The following is a 17,427-nucleotide window of genomic DNA, read 5'->3' as shown; positions in this document are numbered from 1 at the left end:
GAAACCATCGACATGACGAAGCAAGCGCCGCCTATGTTCGCACATGGCGATGCTATCGATTGGCGGGGCGGGGTGTCTCACCGAAACACGCCCGCCCGCCTAAGCGCTCAGAACTTGTACGTGAAGCCTGCGAGGAAGCGGCGCCCGTAGATCTGGTAGTCGACTACCTGCAACTGATTGCCGTTCCCGTTGATCGAGGCGAAGGGCTGGTCCGTCAGGTTCTGACCCTGAACGTAGAGCGAGAGGCCTTCGAGCGCGCTGCCATCTTGGAAATCGTACCCGATCTGCGCATCGACGATAGTCTCGTCACGTGCCAGGCGACGGGTGGGCGATCCGCCAAAGCCGGTGAAATCGCCCAGGAAGCTCGACCGGTAACGGACACTTCCGCGCGCATTGAAACCCCATTTTTCGAAATAGGCGGTGCCATTGGCAACCCACTTCGAATAGCCGGGGATCTGGTCGATATTGCCGAAGGCATCTTCGATCTTGGTTTCGGTATAGCCGACACCGCCGGTCACGCCGAAGCCATCGAGCGTTTCCGAGAAGATGTTGAACGGCAACGTGATCGCCGTCTCGATACCGTAGAAATCGCCTCCGCCGGTATTCTGCGGCGCATTTAACAGGCCAATCGGACTAAGTCCGGCTGGTGATCCGGCGGGAAACGGAAATCCGGTGTAATCGAACGTAAAGGGCGCGGAATCGATGTAGCTGACGATATCCTTGTAAAAGGCCTGGATCGCTATAACCCCGCCGTCGCGGCCGAAATACTTTTCCAAGGTCAGGTCGACCGCATTGGCGCGGAACGGACGCAATTCCGGATTGCCGCCACCGCCGCTGATGAAAGGAACTATGCCGGTCGGGCTCTGCGCCTCGTTGGTCTGGTCGAGACCGTAACCCAAAGCAACACGCAGATCGTCCAAGCGAGGACGCTGGATTTCGCGCGCTGCGCTGAAACGAACGACGAAATCCGAATCAAAACGGAGCGAAAGGTTCAAGCTTGGCAGTACATCCCAATAGGATGCGCCCCGGGTTCGCTGGCTTCCGACGCCATCGACAAAGATCAGCCCGCTGGATTTTTGCACCGTGCTGATGGCCTGCACACCGATATTTCCTGTGAGTTCGGCGGCACCGAAATCCTGCATAATGTTCGCCTGTAAATAGGCAGTCATCAGGTCTTCGGAAATCTGATACGCTTTCGCTGGGACGTCCTGCGACGTATTCGGCTGCAGCACGTAGGTGCCGTCGGCAATCAAATCGCGTGCGTCGTAGCTCACGATCGGACCCAGACCGAGGTAATCGAGGTTGGTCGGGCGAAGGAGCGCACTTTCCGGGATCGGCGCTTCGAGCCGGTCACCGGATAGAACGATGAAGGATTCGTCCGGCGTCAGCGACTTATCGCGGTCGGTGTAGTTGAGGCCGAAGATCACCGCGCTCAGGAAGGAGTCGTAAATTTCCTTTTCGATATGGACCCGGTACTGCTTCAGCTCGTCATCAACGATCCGGTCGTTGAAATACCCGGCCTGCCGTGTGTCGCCGCCCCAACCGAGAGGATCGGTGAGGAATATTTGGGTAGGATCGGAATAGTCGAGCGTCGAACTGAAGAACGCTCCGCTCTCGTCCAAAGTGAACGAAATATCGTCCGTCGCGCCATTCTGTGCGCCGTAACCGGTGCCGGCATAGCTTTCGAAGGACAATTCCCGGCGATCCGTGCGCGAATATCCGAAGTCGGCATAGGCGCTCCAGCCGTCGTCACCTTCGTAAAGGACGTTCAGGCCGCCAGAAAAAAGCTGCGCTTCCTTGTTGAACTGATCGTTACGCACCACGCCTTCGACGCTGGGGAAGCGGCCGGCAACGACGGTATCGTTTTCGACGACCGCACTGCTCGGATCGAATGTTGCGTTGGAAAAGCCTGGTTCGATACGCTCGTCGACGTCTGTATCGGGGTCGTCACCACGTACCGCAAAACCGAGGGGCAATTCGACGCCACGCTTGATCTGCTCGTCATCGAAGTCGGAATAGAAACCATCCAGTGTGACAGTCCATTCCGGCGCCGGCTCCCATTGGACAGTCCCGGCCGCACCAAACCGCTTCAATTGCGTGGAAGTGACGTAGCTCTTCGATCCACCGATAAGTTGGGGGCCACCAGTCGGGGCGTTGGTATAGCCCCAAGCGTTGAATTCCTGCACCTGATAGGGTTCGTCGGTGTACGATGCAGCAAGCGAGACGCCGAGTGTGTCGTCGGCGAACTGATCGACATAGGCGGCGTTGAGGCGGTAACCCAATTCTTCCGAACCGGCATTGAGCTTTCCGAGATCGGCGTAGCTGCCGCGCGCGCCGATCGCGAACACCCGCTCGCCTGCTTCCAGCGGACGAATCGTGCGCACGTCGATCGTACCGATAAGCCCTTGGCCGACCAATTCGGCGGTCGGGGTTTTGTATACTACGACCTGGTTGACGACTTCGGCAGGATACTGGTCGAACTCGACGGCACGCGCATCGCCCGTGGATGTCTGCTCGCGGCCATTCAGCAATGTCTGGGAAAAGTCCGGGCCGAGCCCGCGAATAGCGATCACGTTCGAACGACCGTTGGCGCGCTGTGAAGTGACGCCGGGCAAGCGGGCGATCGACTCGCCGATCGAGTTATCGGGCAGCTTGCCGATGTCTTCCGCCGTTACCGATTCGAGGATCTGGTCGGAGTTGCGCTTTTCCGCGACGGCAGTCTCCAGCGAGCGGCGGAACCCGGTGACGATGATGGTATCGCTACTGTCCGGATCGACGGGCTGGCCTTCCGCGCCGTCCTCGTCAACCGGAGTCGGCGGCTGGACGGTTGCTTCCTGCGCGTAGGCAGGTGCCGCTGCGGCCGCCAGAGCGGTTACGACGGCTACGGCGCTGATGCCGCCGGCGAGATGGGTGCGAAATGCCATGTCTGCTCTCTCCCTGTAGATCCCGGCACGAGAAAATGTGTGAAGGGATCGAAATGCGCAGCCCGCTGGAGGGGCCGTTCGATCCACCGAATACTTCCGCCAAAGCCCTTGGCGGAAGATGGCATACGTATACGCCGATGCAGCAATGCCGCGCCGCGTCGCCGGAATGTCACACTGAAATGGCGGCTCCGCGCTGCTTTCATGCATACGATTGCCAGCGACGGTGAGCTTGCTAAGAACTGGGCGAATGACCGGCTCAGCGCCGGCCGCGCAGGAGAGGGCATTGGGCCGCAAGGCAACCGGGAGGCCGACAAGCTTCGACATTGCCTATGCCGCGGGTGTCTCCCAGCCGACCGTCAGCCGCGCCCTTCGCGGTGATCGTTCGGTAAGCGAGCAGACCCGCCTGAGGATCGAACGCATCGCGCGCGATCTGAATTACACGGTCGACAAGAATGCCTCGTCTTTACGGTCGCAGCGTTCAAATACCATCGCCCTGCTGTTCTTCGAAGATCCGACGCCTGACGGCAGCATGATCAATCCATTCTTCCTCTCGATGCTCGGTGCGATCACGCGCGCCTGCGCCGACCGCCGGCTGGACCTCCTGATCTCCTTCCAGCGGATGGAGGACGACTGGCACGTCCAGTACCAGGATAGCCACCGGGCGGACGGACTCATCCTGTTGGGCTATGGCGATTACACCGTCTACCGGACGCGGCTCGATCAGCTGGAAGCGCAAGGTACGCATTTTGCTCGCTGGGGTTCGGTGTCGAGTGATGCGGGCGGCTACACCATCGGGACCGACAATCTACAGGCCGGGCGGCTGGCGGGCGAACATTTGATCGAGCGCGGTTGCCGGAAGATCGCCTTTCTCGGCCACGCGGACGAGCATTACCCCGAATTTCGTGGCCGCTGCGAAGGCTTGCGCAAGGCGATCCGCGAGGCCGGTCTGGACAGCGCCGAATCGCTGCAATTCGATGCCATCACGACCGAGGAAGCAGGGCATGCCGCGGCCGAGGCGCTGATCGCCAGCGGTGAGCCGTTCGACGCCGTCTTCGCCGCGAGCGACCTCATCGCGATCGGCGCGATGCGGTCCCTGATCGAACACGGCGTGCGCGTGCCCGAAGACGTCGCGATTGTGGGATTCGACGATATTCCGGCCGCGTCACTTACCACCCCGCCGCTGACCACTATCATGCAGGATATCAGGGGCGCTGGCGAAGCCCTCGTCGAAACGCTGATCGCGCAGATCGAAGGTGGCAATCCCCCGCCGCGCAAGCTGCCCGGCAAACTCATTGTGCGCGGCAGCAGCGTGCCTGGTTGACCACCGACGTATTCGTATGCGGACTGGCTTCGCACCCGGTTCCGTGCGAGCGCTCGGCAGACAACCGGGCGGGACGACCCGGCGAACCGAGGATGCGAAGGGGCCTTGATGGCGCAGGACATGACGTTGCCGCGTACGACGAAACCGCGCCAAGGCTTTGCCGGGCTGTGGAATATCAGCTTCGGCTTTTTCGGCATCCAGATCGGCTTCGTGCTGCAGAATTCGAATATGAGCCGAATTTTCCAGACCGTCGGCGCTTCGCTCGACGATCTGCCTGCATTGTGGGTCGCGGCGCCGCTCACCGGCCTGTTGGTGCAGCCGATCATCGGACATATGTCCGACCGGACCTGGAACCGCTTCGGCCGCCGCCGTCCCTATTTCATGACCGGCGCGCTGTTAGCCGCCATCAGCCTGATCCTGATGCCGCTGGCTCCCGCCTTCGGTGCGCCGCTGCTGTTTGCCGCAGCGCTGCTGTGGCTGCTCGACGCCAGCCTCAACATCTCGATGGAACCGTTCCGGGCCTTCGTCGGCGATATGCTAGACAAGTCGCAGCATGCGACAGGCTATGCCGTCCAGACAGCCTTCATCGGTGCGGGCGCGGTGGTGGCGGCGATCTTTCCGTACCTGCTTGAGCAGTTCGGCGTTGCCAATGTCGCGGCGGCGGGGCAGATACCCGATACGGTGAAGTGGAGCTTCTGGGCCGGGGCGGTCGCGCTGTTTGTTGCCATCGGATGGACCGTTGTCACCACGCGTGAATTCAGTCCGGAAGAGATGGCGGCGTTCGATGCGGAGCGCGAGGTCGAGCAAGGCGAAAGCGTTCAGGCTCTGGCGGCGAAATCCTATGCGGCGCCCGCGATCTGGATCGCGCTTGGCGTGATCGTGCTGGTCGCGGTCGAACCGCTCGGGCTGGAAAAAGAGATCCTGCTCCTCGGCGCGCTGCTGGTCGGGTACGGAGCGCTCAGCGCCATCGGCATTCGGCTGGCGAAGCAGGGCAAGTCGGCCAACATGCTTTCCACCATCGTGGGCGACTTCTCCGGCATGCCACCCACGATGAAGCGGCTGGCGCTGGTTCAGTTCTTCAGCTGGTCCTCTCTCTTCATCATGTGGATTTATTCCGGACCGATCGTCTCGCAATATTTCTACGGCAGTGCCGATCCGACCACGCCCGCCTATAACGAAGGGGCGAACTGGTGGAACCTCATCTACACGGTGCAGAACGCCGTCGCGGTCGTGGCCGCACTGGTGCTGCTGCCCGCCATGTCGAAGCGCATCGGCAAAGCGAAGACGCACATGACCTGCCTGCTGCTCGGCGCGCTTGGGTTTCTCGGCTATTTCGTGCTGCGCGATCCGAACTTACTGATCATGTGCGAAGTGCTGAAGGGCATCGCTTGGGCCAGCATTCTCGCCATGCCCTATGCCATTCTTGCCAGCAGCCTGCCGCAGGCGAAGCTTGGCATCTATATGGGGCTGTTCAACATCTTCATCGTCGTGCCGCAATTGCTAGTGGCGACGATCATGGGGACGGTGATGAAGCACTTTTTCCCCGATCAGCCGATCTGGACCATGCTGTTCGCCGCGGCAAGCTGGACCCTGGCCGCCTTCGCCATGCTGCGCGTTCAGGTCCCGGGAGAAACGACCGATGCGTAAACTGGCCCTTGCTCTTTCGGGCGCCCTGCTGCTGGCAGGCTGCGCGCAGACGACCGCACAGATGCCGCTCGCCGCTAGTGCATCCCCGTGGACGCCCGACAGCAAGGTGATGATCCGGCATCCCGAATGGTCGCGGAATGCGGTGCTGTACCAGATCAATACGCGCCAATTCACGCGGGAAGGCACCTTTGCGGCTGCGCAGAGAGAACTGCCACGCCTGAAGGCGCTCGGCGTCGATATCCTGTGGCTGATGCCGATCCATCCCATCGGCGAGGAGAACCGTAAGGGCACGCTCGGCAGTCCGTATTCGGTGCAGGACTATTACGAGGTCAACCCCGAATTCGGGACCAAGGCCGACCTCAAGGCTTTCGTCGATGCGGCACACGCGCAGGGCTTTCACGTCATTCTCGACCTCGTCGCGAACCACACGGCGTGGGACAACCAACTGCGAACCGACTATCCCGACTGGTACGAAAAAAGCTGGGACGGCAGCTTTCGCCCGACGCCGTGGTGGGACTGGAGCGACATAATCGACCTCGACTGGTCGCAGCCCGGCGTGCGCGAGCATGTCGGCACGGCGATGGAATACTGGGTGCGCGAATTCGGCATCGATGGCTACCGCGCCGATGTCGCTGGATACGTCCCCCTCGATTTCTGGGAAACCATGCGCGACCGGCTGGGCGCCATCCGGCCGGTCTTCATGCTCGGCGAGGTCCAGCAGAGCGCATGGAACTTCAAGGCGTTCGACGCGACCTATGCCTGGGACTGGCACAACACCTCGAAAAAGGTCGCGCACGGCGAGGGTAATGCGACGAGCTTCTACGGCTATTATGCCGAGAACGAGAGTCTTTGGCCGCGCGAAGCCATGCGCATGACCTATATCGAGAACCACGACAGCAATGCGTGGGAAGGCACGATCTACGAGAATTACGGCGATGCACTCGGTGTCATGACGGCACTGGCCTTCACCGGCGAGGGTGTTCCGTTAGTGCATAACGGCATGGAAGCCTGCAACGCCAAGCGGCTCGAATTTTTCGAGAAAGATACGATCGACTGGAGTCAGAAAAATGGCTGTGATTATGGCCGGCTGCTCGATCGGTTGATCGCCTTCCGCAAGGCAAATCCCGCGCTCGACAACGGCCAATGGGGCGCGGTCATGCAGAAGGTGGAAACCGACAGGCCCGAGCAACTGTTCGCATGGGTTCGGCAGAAAGACGGTAACAAGGTGCTCGGTCTGTTCAACATGAGCGACAGCTCGGTCACCGCACGTTTTGCCGATGGTCTGCCTGCCGGAGACTTTCGCGGCTTCGCAGACGGTCAGCGCAGGATTTTTGCGGCCGGCGATACCGTCGCTCTTCCGGCATGGGGCTTTGCGCTGTATTCGAGCGGAGGCAGATAAACAAGGTTAATCCGGCGAAATGTGTCCCGCCCTTCGACGGCTAGGGACTACCCCGTTGTGCGATGCGGCAATCTTTCCTATCGGCGCGACACACGATGTGCGTTTGCCCGGTCTGTTAAATTTCGGGCAGAAGACGCCGCCTCACGCGATTCGATTGCGCAACCCGAATTCGAGACAATCCTCCCCATGACCCTTACCCACCTGCAGCGGCTCGAAGCCGAAAGCATCCACATCATGCGCGAAGTGGTGTCCGAGGCCGAAAAGCCCGTGATGCTCTATTCGATCGGCAAGGACAGCGCCGTAATGCTGCACCTCGCCAAAAAGGCGTTCTATCCCTCGCCGCCGCCGTTCCCGCTGATGCACGTCGATACGACGTGGAAGTTCAAGGACATGTACGCCTTGCGCGAAAAGAGCGCGGCGGATGCGGGCATGGAATTGCTGGTCCACCGGAACCCCGAAGCGCAGGAGATGGGGATCAACCCCTTCGACCATGGCCCGCTCCACACCGATATGTGGAAGACGCAAGGGTTGAAGCAGGCGCTCGACAAATACGGCTTCGATGCGGCTTTCGGCGGCGCGCGACGCGATGAGGAGAAAAGCCGCGCGAAGGAGCGTATCTTCTCGTTTCGCACGGCCAGCCATGGATGGGACCCGAAAAGCCAGCGCCCGGAGTTGTGGAACCTCTACAACGCCCGCAAGAAGAAGGGCGAGAGTATCCGCGTCTTCCCGCTCTCGAACTGGACCGAGCTCGACATCTGGCAGTACATTCATCTCGAAAATATCGAGATCGTGCCGCTGTATTATTCAGCCCGGCGGCCGACGTTCGAGTATGAAGGCGGGTTGTTCATGGCCGACGATATCGAGCGGCTGGAGAAGGTCATGGGCAAACGGCCCGAGATTACCGAACGCTCGATCCGCTTCCGCACGCTGGGCTGCTTCCCGCTGACCGGCGCCGTTGAAAGCAAGGCGGCGACTTTGCCAGAAATCATTCAGGAGATGCTGCTCACCACAACCAGCGAACGGCAGGGTCGCGTCATCGACAAGGATTCGGGTGACGCATCGATGGAGAAGAAGAAGCAGGAGGGGTATTTTTAATGACCGACCCCGTTTACCAAACCGATGCCCTCATTGCCGAGGACATCGATGCCTATCTCGAAAAGCACCAGCATAAGACCATGCTGCGCTTCATCACCTGCGGCAGCGTGGACGATGGCAAATCGACCCTGATCGGGCGGCTGCTCTACGACTCCAAAATGATCTTCGAGGATCAGCTCGCCGCGCTGGAGAACGACAGCAAGCGGGTCGGCACGCAAGGGCAGGAAATCGACTTCGCGCTGCTGGTCGATGGCCTTGCCGCGGAACGTGAGCAGGGCATCACGATCGACGTCGCCTATCGCTTTTTCTCGACCGAGAACCGCAAGTTCATCGTCGCCGATTGTCCGGGGCACGAGCAATATACGCGCAACATGGTGACCGGTGCCTCGACCGCCGACCTCGCCTGTATCCTGATCGATGCGCGCAAGGGCGTGCTGGTGCAGACCAAGCGGCACAGCTTCCTGTGCCATCAGCTCGGCATCAAAAATCTTGTTCTTGCGGTCAACAAGATGGACCTGATCGACTACGACCAGGCGAAGTACGAGGCGATCCTCGCCGACTATGCCGAGTTTGCGCAGAGCATCGGGATCGAGAGCTTCACCGCCATCCCGATCTCGGGCCTCGCGGGCGACAACATCACCACGAAGTCGGACAATACCGGCTGGTACGATGGCCCTACACTCATGGAGCATCTGGAAGCGGTCGAGGTGGGCAACGATGTCAATCTCGAGCGGTCGTTCACCATGCCCGTGCAGTGGGTGAACCGTCCAAACCTCGATTTCCGCGGCTTTTCCGGCCTTATTGCTACCGGCGAAGTGGCGCCGGGCGACAGCGTGCGCTCGCTTCCTTCGGGCAAGACCAGCACGGTCAAATCGGTTGTCACAATGGACGGCGACCTCGACCGGGCGGGGGCGGGGCAGTCCGTCACCGTAACGCTCGCCGACGAGATCGACTGTTCGCGCGGCGACGTGTTGGCCGCGGCCGACAACCCGCCCGAAGTCGCAGACCAGTTCGAGGCGACCGTCGTGTGGATGGACGAGGAGCTGTTGGTCGTCGGCCGGGGCTATTGGCTGAAGCTCGGCACCCAGACCGTCTCGGTCACCGTCGCCGAGCCGAAATACGAGATCAACGTCAACACCATGCAGCACATGGCGGCCAAGACGCTGCAGCTCAACTCCATCGGCGTCGCGGAACTGACGACCGACCGCCGTATCGTCTTCGCTCCCTATGCCGAAAACCGCGCGCTGGGCGGTTTCATCCTGATCGACAAGATTTCGAACAAAACGGTTGGCGCCGGGATGCTGCATTTCAGCCTCCGGCGTGCGCAGAACGTGCATTGGCAGGCGGTCGACATCAGCCGCGACGATCATGCTTCGATGAAGAACCAGAAGCCGCGCGTGCTGTGGTTCACCGGCCTGTCCGGCTCGGGCAAATCGACTATTGCCAACGAGGTCGAAAAGAAGCTGGCGATCATGAACCGCCATACCTTCCTGCTCGACGGAGACAATGTACGCCACGGTCTGAACAAGGACCTGGGCTTCACCGAGAGCGACCGGATCGAGAATATCCGCCGCATCGGGGAAGTTGCCAAGCTGATGACCGATGCGGGCCTGATCGTACTTACCGCCTTCATCAGCCCGTTCCGCGCCGATCGCAAGCTGGTGCGCGACATGATGGGCGAGGGCGAATTCATCGAAATCCACGTCGATACGCCACTGGAAGTGGCCGAGGCGCGCGACGTGAAGGGCCTTTACAAGAAGGCACGCAGCGGCGAACTGAAGAACTTCACCGGGATAGACAGCCCGTATGAGGAACCTGAAAGCCCCGAAATTCGTGTCAACACGGTGGCGATGAGCCCGGAAGAGGCGGCGGATTACATCATCAAACAAATCCTGCCGCTCAAGTAAGGGCGGCAGGGGGCGCTGACATGCTGTTGTTCAAAGGCAAGGAAGCGCATTCGCGCTCATTCGCGAAGGCAGTCAGCTGGCGCGTCCTCGGCAGTCTCGACACGTTCCTGCTGAGCTGGTTGTTCACCAGCAGCCTCAAAGCGGCCGGCGCAATTGCGACGACCGAAGTGCTGACCAAAATGGTCCTGTATTATCTCCACGAGCGCGCTTGGGCGAATATCTCGTGGGGGTTTGCTTCGAACGAGGAAGAAACGCAGGCGGGCGACCGGCCCGCCTGACGTGAGGCTTTAGTCAGTCGACGAAACCGTCGACCCGTTCGATGACGATCGCGGGGGCCATGCCGCCCGCCGCGCACATCGTGACCAGGCCATAGCGCTTGTTCTGCCGTTCCAGTTCGTCAACCATGGTGCCGATCAGGATTGAACCGGTCGCCCCGATGGGATGACCGAGCGCGATCGAGCCGCCGTTCACGTTGACCTGGCCCCAATCCAGATCGAGATCGCGCACAAATTTCGCAGCGACCACGGCGAAGGCTTCGTTGATTTCGAAAAGGTCGATATCGTCCTTCGACAGGCCGGCCTTTTCCAGCACCTTCTTTGCCGCGGGGACCGGAGCGTTGAGCATCAGGGTCGGATCGTCACCCATATTGGCGGTAGCGACGATACGGGCGCGGGGCTTGAGCCCGTGCCTCTCGGCATAGTCGCGGCTTGTCACAAGAACGGCCGCCGCGCCGTCCACTACGCCCGAGCTGTTGCCGGCATGATGGAAATGCTCGATTTTCAGATCAGGGTATTTCTGGTTCACCAGCCCGCGGAAGGTCGTGCCCTGCTTGTCGAGCGGGACGTCGGCGATCTTGGTGAAAGCAGGTTCCAGTTCCGCGAGCCCCTCGCGCGTGGTCTGCGGACGCGGGAACTCTTCCTTGTCGAGCACGACATTGCCGTCGTCGTCCATCACCGGGATGAGCGAATTGTCGAACCGCCCTTCTTCGATTGCCTTCGCCGCGCGTTGCTGGCTGCGATAGCCGACTTCGTCCAGCTCCTCGCGCGTAAAGCCTTCCTTCGAGGCGATGGCATCGCCGCAAACGCCCTGATGGCTTTGCGGATGGTTCGCCTGTAACCGCTCGTTATACGCACCCATGCGCGGCGGTTTCAAACCCGCCGCCATCTTGTCCTTCGACTGCTGCGCGGTGAGGCTCATCATCTCAGTCCCGCCGGCGACGACGCATTCTTCCATGCCGCTCATCACCTGTGCTGCGGCGAGTGCGACCGAGGTGATTCCCCCGCCGCAAAACCGGTCGAGCGTGGTACCGCTGGAGCGCTCGTCGTAACCGGCATCGAGCGCGGCCATCCGCCCGAGATCGCCCGCTTGCAAACCGTCCTGCGAGCTGACCGACCAGATCACATCGTCCACCGTCGCGGTGTCGAGATCGTTGCGGTCCTTGATCGCCTTGAGGCAGGTGGCGGCGAGATGCTGCGGGTGCATGGCGGCCAGCGCGCCCTTGCCTTGTTTCCCGATCCCGCGCGGGGTGCGAACTGCGTCGATGATATAGGCTTCTGCCACGGCGTACTCTCCTGTCGTTTCGGCTTTTGCCGGTTGACGTTTGCGTAAGCCTGCCGCAGCAAAGGCGCAAGAACAGTTTCATAATGAAATGGGAGATGCGAGCATGAGCGAGGAACTGCTCACCAAAGTCGAGGACGGTGTTCTGATCGTCACGATCAACCGGCCCGATGCGAAGAACGCCATGAACAAGGCGGCGGCGGAAGGCATCGCTGCGGCGATGGACCGGCTCGATAGCGAAGACGATCTGCGGGTCGGCATCCTGACCGGCGCGGGCGGCACGTTCTGCTCTGGCATGGATCTAAAAGGTTTCCTCCGCGGAGAGTCGCCCAGCGTCGAAGGGCGTGGTTTCGGAGGCGTGGTGCAGTCTCCACCGAAGAAGCCGCTGATCGCCGCGGTCGAAGGCTATGCGCTGGCCGGCGGACTCGAACTGATGATCGCCTGCGATCTAGTGGTGGCGAACGCGCAAGCGAAATTCGGCATTCCCGAGGCGAAGCGCGGTCTGGTCGCGGCGGCGGGCGGCGTGATGATGCTGCCAGATCAGATCCCCGAGCGGATTGCGATGGAACTCGCGCTGACCGGTGATTTCATCGACGCGGCGCGGGCTTACGAGCTTGGGCTGATCAACCGGGTGACGGACGGTTCGGCACTCGACGGGGCGAAGGAACTGGCAGCCAAGATCGCCGAGAACGGCCCTTTGGCGGTGCGCGTGTCCAAGCAGATCATGAAAGAATCGCGCGGCTGGTCGATGGACGAGCGCTACGACAAACAGGCGCAGCTGATCGGCCCGGTCTTCGTATCCGAAGATGCACGCGAGGGCGCGGCCGCCTTCGCCGAAAAGCGCAAGCCGAACTGGAAGGGGAAGTAAGATGGCCGTCATCGACGTCAAAGAACCCGAATTCATGGAAGATGAGGAAATCTCGATCTTCGCCGATGCGGTGGGCAAGTTCTACCAGCAGCATGCGCCCGAAAAGCGCGTCCTCAAATGGCGCGACGACGGGCAGGTGGAGCGCGACTTCTGGCGCGAGGCAGGCGAGGCCGGTTTGCTCGGCGCGTCGGTGCCTGAAGAATATGGCGGCCACGGAGGCGATTTCCGGCACGAGATGGTGGTAATTGACCAGCAGGCGCGTCACGGCGTCGAGGGCTTTTCCGCGAGTCTCCACAACACCATCATCCTGCCCTATCTTGTGCGCCACGGCACCGAGGAGCAGAAGAAGAAATACCTGCCCCGCCTCGTATCAGGCGATCTCGTCAGCGCCATCGCCATGACCGAGCCCGGAACCGGCAGCGATCTGCAATCCATCACCACGACCGCCCTGAAGGACGGCAACGGCTATCGCATCAACGGGGCCAAGACCTATATTTCGAATGGTCAGATCGCCGACTTCATCATCGTCGTCGCCAAGACCGACCCGGCAGAACGGGCGAAAGGCATCTCGCTGATGCTGTTGGAGACCGAGGGCGCCGAGGGTTTCCAGCGCGGCAAGAAGCTCGACAAGATCGGGCTTGATGCGCAGGACACTTCAGAGCTGTTCTTCGACGACGTGTTCGTGCCGTCCGACGCTGTGCTCGGCGGCGAGGAAGGCAAAGGCTTCTACCAGTTGATGGGCGAACTGCCGCAGGAACGCCTGATCATTGCCATGCAGTCGATGACCACGATCGAGCGCGCACTCGAAGAAACGGTCAATTTCACCAAGGACCGCAAGGCGTTCGGCAAGACGATCTGGGATTTCCAAAACACCCAGTTCACGCTCGCCGATCTGAAAGCACGCGGAACGGCGGCGCGCATCTTCGTGAACGACTGCATAGCCAAGCACCTGAAGGGTGAGCTCGACGTGCCAACCGCCTGCATGGCGAAATACTGGGTCACCGAATTGCAGGGCGAAGTGGTGGACAAATGCCTGCAGCTGCATGGCGGGGCGGGCTACATCAACGATTATCCCATAGCCCGCATGTATCGCGATAGCCGGATCAGCCGAATTTTCGGCGGCTCGAACGAGATCATGAAAATGGTGATCGCCCGGTCGATGTGAGCGAGAAATGAAAAGGGCATTGCGAAAGCACCCCCGTGCCGCCTTATCGCAGCGCCAGATCAGGCTTCGACAACCTTCTGTTCGATCGCGCCGAAGATGGAATGGCCGCCTTCGTCCTTCATCTCGATCCGGACGGTATCGCCCGGCGCCATGAAGCGCGTTTCGGCATCGCCGTTCGCGATCGTTTCGATCATGCGGATTTCGGCGATGCAACTGTAGCCCGCGCCACCTTCGCTAACCGGCTTGCCCGGATCGCCGTGCGGCCCCTGGTTCGAGACGGTGCCCGAGCCGATAATGGTGCCCGCGCCAAGGCTGCGGGTCTTTGCCGCATGGGCAACGAGATCGGCCAAGCTGAAGGTCGCATCCTGCCCGGCATTGGCGCGGCCGAACGGCTCGCCGTTATAATCGACCATCAGGGGCAGGTGGATCACGCTGTCCCTCCACGCATCGCCCAGCTCATCCGGCGTGACGGCGACGGGTGAAAAGGCGCTGGCGGGTTTCGATTGGAAGAAGCCGAAGCCCTTGCCGAGTTCGCCCGGGATCAGGCCGCGCAAGCTGACGTCGTTCACAAGCATAACGAGCTTGATATGATCTGCTGCTTCCTCGCTCGAGATGCCCATCGGCACGTCGTCGGTGACGACCGCGATTTCGCCTTCCATGTCGCAGCCCCAGCTCGTGTCCTTCAAGGGGATGTCGGCACGCGGGGGAAGGAACCCGTCGCTGCCGCCCTGATACATCAGCGGGTCGTGATAGAAGCTTTCCGGCACCTCGGCCCCGCGCGCCTTCCGCACCAGCTCCACATGGTTGATGTAGGCGCTGCCATCGGCCCATTGGTAGGCGCGGGGAAGGGGTGAATGTGCATCGCGTTCGTGGAACCGCTCGCACGGCACGGCCTCGTGCTGAACGTCGGTGTAGAGCGCTTCCAGCTTGCGCGCGGCATTCGCCCAATCGTCGAGCGCAGCCTGCAGGGTGGGGGCGATATTGTCGGCGGCGCAGTAGCGGGTAAGGTCTTTCGAGACGACCACCAGCTTGCCGTCGCGGGTTCCATCGTTGAGCGTGGCGAGTTTCATGCTGGGGTCCTCTCGGGATTGTCGATCTGGTTATCGGGATGGGCGCGCTGGAACTCAGGCAATGCGAGGCAGGCGGCTTCGATCCGGCGAATGTGAGGAAAACCTTCGAAATCGAAGTCGAACCGCTGCGCGTTGTAGACTTGCGGCAGCAGGCAGACCTCGAACAGGCCGGGTTTGTCGAACAGGAGATCGCCGGTGCCGAGCTGGGCCAACCGTGCCTCCAGCGGGCCGAGCGTACGGGCGAGCCAGTGGCGATACCAGACGCCGATCTCGTCCTGCGATTTACCGTATTCGTCCGAAAGGTATTTCAGCACAGGCAGGTTGAGCGGGGCATGGAGTTCGGTGGCGATCGCATAGGCCAGTTCGCGTGCGAGGTAGCGATCCTCTACATCGTGGGGCAGCAGCGATTTTTCCGGGTGCGCATCGTCCAGCCATTCGAGCTGCGCCATGGACTGTACCCGGTCGCGCCCGTCCGCCTCCAGCAAGGGCACTGAGCCGAACGGATTGCGAGCGGTGAACGCTTGGCCCTTCTGCTCGCCGGTGCGCAGATTCACCGGGATATACTCGTATTCGAGCCCCTTCAGTTCGAGGGCGATGCGCAGACGGTAGCTCGTCGAGCTGCGATAATACCCGTAAAGTTTCATCAAAACGCCGGGATCCCGGTGATCGCGCGGCCCAAGATCAGGGCGTGGACATCGTGCGTGCCTTCATAGGTGTTGACCGTTTCGAGGTTTACCATGTGGCGGATGACCTGATATTCTTCCGATATGCCATTACCGCCATGCATGTCGCGCGCGTGGCGGGCGATATCGAGCGCTTTGCCGACATTGTTGCGCTTGACCATGCTGATCATTTCCGGCGCAAACTTGCCTTCGTCCATCAGACGGCCGACCCGCAGCGAGGCCTGCAGGCCGAAAGCTATGTCGCTCATCATGTCGGCGAGCTTGAGCTGGAATAGCTGTTTACTGGCGAGCGGCACGTCGAACTGTTTGCGGTCGAGCCCGTATTGGCGTGCCGCATGGAAACAAAATTCGGCCGCGCCCATCGCGCCCCAGCTAATTCCGTAACGTGCGCGGTTAAGGCAGCCGAACGGCCCCTTGAGGCCGGCGACGTTGGGCAGCAGCGCATCCGCGCCAACCTTCACCTCATCCATCACGATCATGCCGGTCGTCGAGGCTCGAAGGCTCATTTTCCCGCCGATCTTCGGGGCGGAAAGGCCCTCCATCCCCTTTTCGAGCACGAAGCCGCGGATCGCACCGTCATGCGCTTCGCTCTTCGCCCAGACGACGAATACGTCGGCGAAGGGGGAGTTGGAAATCCAAGTCTTGGACCCGCTGATCGAATAGCCGTCGCCGTTCTTCTTGGCGACCGTCGTCATGCTGCCCGGATCGGAACCGGCATCGGGTTCGGTCAGGCCGAAGCATCCGATAAGTTCGCCGCTGGCAAGCCTTGGAAGGTATTTCTTGCGCTGCTCGTCCGAACCGTAGGCGTCGATCGGATACATGACGAGGCTGGATTGCACGCTCGCCATCGAGCGATAGCCGCTGTCCACCCGCTCGATTTCACGCGCGATCAGGCCGTAGGCGACGTAGCTCGCACCCGCGCCGCCGAATTCTTCCGGGATCGTCGCGCCGAGCAGGCCGGCTTGGCCCATGAGGGGGAAGAGTTCCGGCGCGTCGGTCTCGTTCGCATAGGCTTCGCGGACGCGCGGCTGCAGTTCGTTCTGAGCGAAGGCATGCGCGGTATCGCGGATCATGCGTTCGTCTTCGCTCAATTGTTCGTCGAGCTGGAACGGATCGTCCCACGCGAAAGGCGCCATACCGGCCATATTCTCTCCTCTATATGACTGGCGGAGATGCCAGCCGGTCAGCCGATCCGCAAGGGGTACGCGCCGAAATGGCACAAGCGACGTCGAACTCCGCGCAGCGTGAAGCGACGCATCTCTGAGTTGTGAACAGATCGCTCGTTTTCAACCACGCGAGAAACGTCGGCTTGCGATCCCGCAAATCAAACCGAACTCGTGACCGACCTCTCGCAACTGAGGTTTGCCATTTTGCCTTACCCAATCAGCGATCGAGCGCTGCCTGCATTGTCTGGATGACCTCGGCTGGCGGGCAGGGTTTCGCCAAGGCCTTCGCCGAAGGGAACTTCCGGTGTACTTCAGCGGGGGTCAATTGGCCGGAATGAAAGATAACCGGGACATTCTCAGCCATCATCTGCTCGGCGAGCGGATAGACCACACCGTCGCCCAATTGCACGTCGAGGATCGCGAGATCGGGTTTGTGCTTCTGGAAGGAGAGGGCGGCGGAGGCTATTTCATCGAACGGTCCTTCAACAATATAGCCCGCTTCTTCCACCGTGTCGCACAAGTCCACGCCGACAATCAGTTCATCTTCGGCTACGAGCACGCGCAAGGGAGTTTCCATCACCAAATCTCCACCTAGTTCCCGACCCGAACCGATGGAGTTTATGGT

14 protein-coding genes are annotated in these 17,427 nt (G+C 61.1%); 8 read left to right on the top strand and 6 right to left on the bottom strand.

Annotation, left to right across the window (positions count from 1 at the left end):
- Nucleotides 1-107: 107 nt before the first annotated feature.
- Nucleotides 108-2,924: a TonB-dependent receptor gene (locus E3U23_RS00210; RefSeq protein ID WP_279349154.1), complete on the bottom strand. Its 2,817-nt coding sequence runs from the start codon at nucleotides 2,922-2,924 to the stop codon at nucleotides 108-110.
- 283 nt (nucleotides 2,925-3,207) lie between these two features.
- Between E3U23_RS00210 and E3U23_RS00205 the strand changes: the two genes are divergently transcribed.
- From E3U23_RS00205 to E3U23_RS00180, 6 genes are all read left to right on the top strand, one after another.
- Nucleotides 3,208-4,245, top strand: a complete 1,038-nt coding sequence (locus tag E3U23_RS00205) for a LacI family DNA-binding transcriptional regulator (protein ID WP_279349671.1) — start codon at nucleotides 3,208-3,210, stop codon at nucleotides 4,243-4,245.
- A 108-nt stretch (nucleotides 4,246-4,353) separates the two neighbouring features.
- Nucleotides 4,354-5,892, top strand: coding sequence for an MFS transporter (locus E3U23_RS00200; RefSeq protein ID WP_279349153.1), 1,539 nt, complete (start codon nucleotides 4,354-4,356; stop codon nucleotides 5,890-5,892).
- Nucleotides 5,885-7,291 carry an alpha-amylase family glycosyl hydrolase gene (locus E3U23_RS00195; RefSeq protein ID WP_279349152.1) on the top strand — a complete coding sequence of 469 codons (1,407 nt, stop codon included), beginning with the start codon at nucleotides 5,885-5,887 and terminating at the stop codon, nucleotides 7,289-7,291. The genes E3U23_RS00200 and E3U23_RS00195 overlap by 8 nt, the downstream gene beginning before the upstream one ends.
- 186 nt (nucleotides 7,292-7,477) lie before the next feature.
- Nucleotides 7,478-8,386 carry a sulfate adenylyltransferase subunit CysD gene (gene cysD / locus E3U23_RS00190; RefSeq protein WP_279349151.1) on the top strand — a complete coding sequence of 303 codons (909 nt, stop codon included), beginning with the start codon at nucleotides 7,478-7,480 and terminating at the stop codon, nucleotides 8,384-8,386.
- Nucleotides 8,386-10,293, top strand: coding sequence for a sulfate adenylyltransferase subunit CysN (gene cysN / locus E3U23_RS00185; protein ID WP_279349150.1), 1,908 nt, complete (start codon nucleotides 8,386-8,388; stop codon nucleotides 10,291-10,293). Before cysD ends, cysN begins: the two co-directional genes overlap by 1 nt.
- Nucleotides 10,294-10,313: 20 nt before the next feature.
- Nucleotides 10,314-10,571, top strand: coding sequence for a DUF2061 domain-containing protein (locus E3U23_RS00180; protein ID WP_279349149.1), 258 nt, complete (start codon nucleotides 10,314-10,316; stop codon nucleotides 10,569-10,571).
- A 13-nt stretch (nucleotides 10,572-10,584) separates the two neighbouring features.
- On the opposite strand, the gene E3U23_RS00175 is transcribed toward E3U23_RS00180, so the two are convergent.
- The gene (locus tag E3U23_RS00175) at nucleotides 10,585-11,853 is read right to left on the bottom strand and encodes an acetyl-CoA C-acetyltransferase (protein WP_279349148.1); all 1,269 of its coding nucleotides are present in this window, start codon (nucleotides 11,851-11,853) and stop codon (nucleotides 10,585-10,587) included.
- 103 nt (nucleotides 11,854-11,956) lie between these two features.
- On the opposite strand from E3U23_RS00175, the gene E3U23_RS00170 reads away from it, so the two are divergent.
- Both E3U23_RS00170 and E3U23_RS00165 read left to right on the top strand, forming a co-directional pair.
- Nucleotides 11,957-12,718: a crotonase/enoyl-CoA hydratase family protein gene (locus E3U23_RS00170; RefSeq protein ID WP_279349147.1), complete on the top strand. Its 762-nt coding sequence runs from the start codon at nucleotides 11,957-11,959 to the stop codon at nucleotides 12,716-12,718.
- Between the two features lies 1 nt (nucleotide 12,719).
- A complete protein-coding gene (locus E3U23_RS00165; RefSeq protein ID WP_279349146.1) occupies nucleotides 12,720-13,883 on the top strand; it encodes an acyl-CoA dehydrogenase family protein in 1,164 nt (387 codons plus the stop codon).
- Nucleotides 13,884-13,942: 59 nt separating this feature from the next.
- Here the strand turns inward: E3U23_RS00165 and E3U23_RS00160 are convergent, their stop codons facing one another.
- The 4 genes from E3U23_RS00160 to E3U23_RS00145 form a co-directional block, all read right to left on the bottom strand.
- Nucleotides 13,943-14,953, bottom strand: coding sequence for a fumarylacetoacetate hydrolase family protein (locus tag E3U23_RS00160; protein WP_279349145.1), 1,011 nt, complete (start codon nucleotides 14,951-14,953; stop codon nucleotides 13,943-13,945).
- Complete coding sequence (gene maiA, locus E3U23_RS00155; protein ID WP_279349144.1) at nucleotides 14,950-15,597, bottom strand: maleylacetoacetate isomerase; 648 nt, start codon at nucleotides 15,595-15,597, stop codon at nucleotides 14,950-14,952. The genes E3U23_RS00160 and maiA overlap by 4 nt, the downstream gene beginning before the upstream one ends.
- On the bottom strand, nucleotides 15,597-16,772 hold the full coding sequence (locus E3U23_RS00150) for an acyl-CoA dehydrogenase (RefSeq protein ID WP_431732649.1): 1,176 nt from the start codon (nucleotides 16,770-16,772) through the stop codon (nucleotides 15,597-15,599). The genes maiA and E3U23_RS00150 overlap by 1 nt, the downstream gene beginning before the upstream one ends.
- 247 nt (nucleotides 16,773-17,019) lie before the next feature.
- Nucleotides 17,020-17,379, bottom strand: coding sequence for a response regulator (locus E3U23_RS00145; protein WP_279349142.1), 360 nt, complete (start codon nucleotides 17,377-17,379; stop codon nucleotides 17,020-17,022).
- Between the last annotated feature and the right edge of the window lie 48 nt (nucleotides 17,380-17,427).

Origin of the sequence: Erythrobacter litoralis (assembly GCF_029760855.1) — a bacterium.
GTDB lineage: Bacteria > Pseudomonadota > Alphaproteobacteria > Sphingomonadales > Sphingomonadaceae > Qipengyuania > Qipengyuania litoralis_A.
This window is presented reverse-complemented; position numbering and strand designations above follow the sequence as displayed.

Excerpts from the sequence above, each read along its gene's own strand:
- E3U23_RS00210 (WP_279349154.1), bottom strand. The coding sequence starts at position 2,924 with ATGGCATTTCGCACCCATCTCGCCGGCGGCATCAGCGCCGTAGCCGTC.
- E3U23_RS00200 (WP_279349153.1), top strand. The coding sequence starts at position 4,354 with ATGGCGCAGGACATGACGTTGCCGCGTACGACGAAACCGCGCCAAGGC.
- E3U23_RS00195 (WP_279349152.1), top strand. The coding sequence starts at position 5,885 with ATGCGTAAACTGGCCCTTGCTCTTTCGGGCGCCCTGCTGCTGGCAGGC.
- cysD (WP_279349151.1), top strand. The coding sequence starts at position 7,478 with ATGACCCTTACCCACCTGCAGCGGCTCGAAGCCGAAAGCATCCACATC.
- cysN (WP_279349150.1), top strand. The coding sequence starts at position 8,386 with ATGACCGACCCCGTTTACCAAACCGATGCCCTCATTGCCGAGGACATC.
- E3U23_RS00180 (WP_279349149.1), top strand. The coding sequence starts at position 10,314 with ATGCTGTTGTTCAAAGGCAAGGAAGCGCATTCGCGCTCATTCGCGAAG.
- E3U23_RS00170 (WP_279349147.1), top strand. The coding sequence starts at position 11,957 with ATGAGCGAGGAACTGCTCACCAAAGTCGAGGACGGTGTTCTGATCGTC.
- E3U23_RS00165 (WP_279349146.1), top strand. The coding sequence starts at position 12,720 with ATGGCCGTCATCGACGTCAAAGAACCCGAATTCATGGAAGATGAGGAA.
- E3U23_RS00160 (WP_279349145.1), bottom strand. The coding sequence starts at position 14,953 with ATGAAACTCGCCACGCTCAACGATGGAACCCGCGACGGCAAGCTGGTG.
- maiA (WP_279349144.1), bottom strand. The coding sequence starts at position 15,597 with ATGAAACTTTACGGGTATTATCGCAGCTCGACGAGCTACCGTCTGCGC.
- E3U23_RS00150 (WP_431732649.1), bottom strand. The coding sequence starts at position 16,772 with ATGGCGCCTTTCGCGTGGGACGATCCGTTCCAGCTCGACGAACAATTG.
- E3U23_RS00145 (WP_279349142.1), bottom strand. The coding sequence starts at position 17,379 with ATGGAAACTCCCTTGCGCGTGCTCGTAGCCGAAGATGAACTGATTGTC.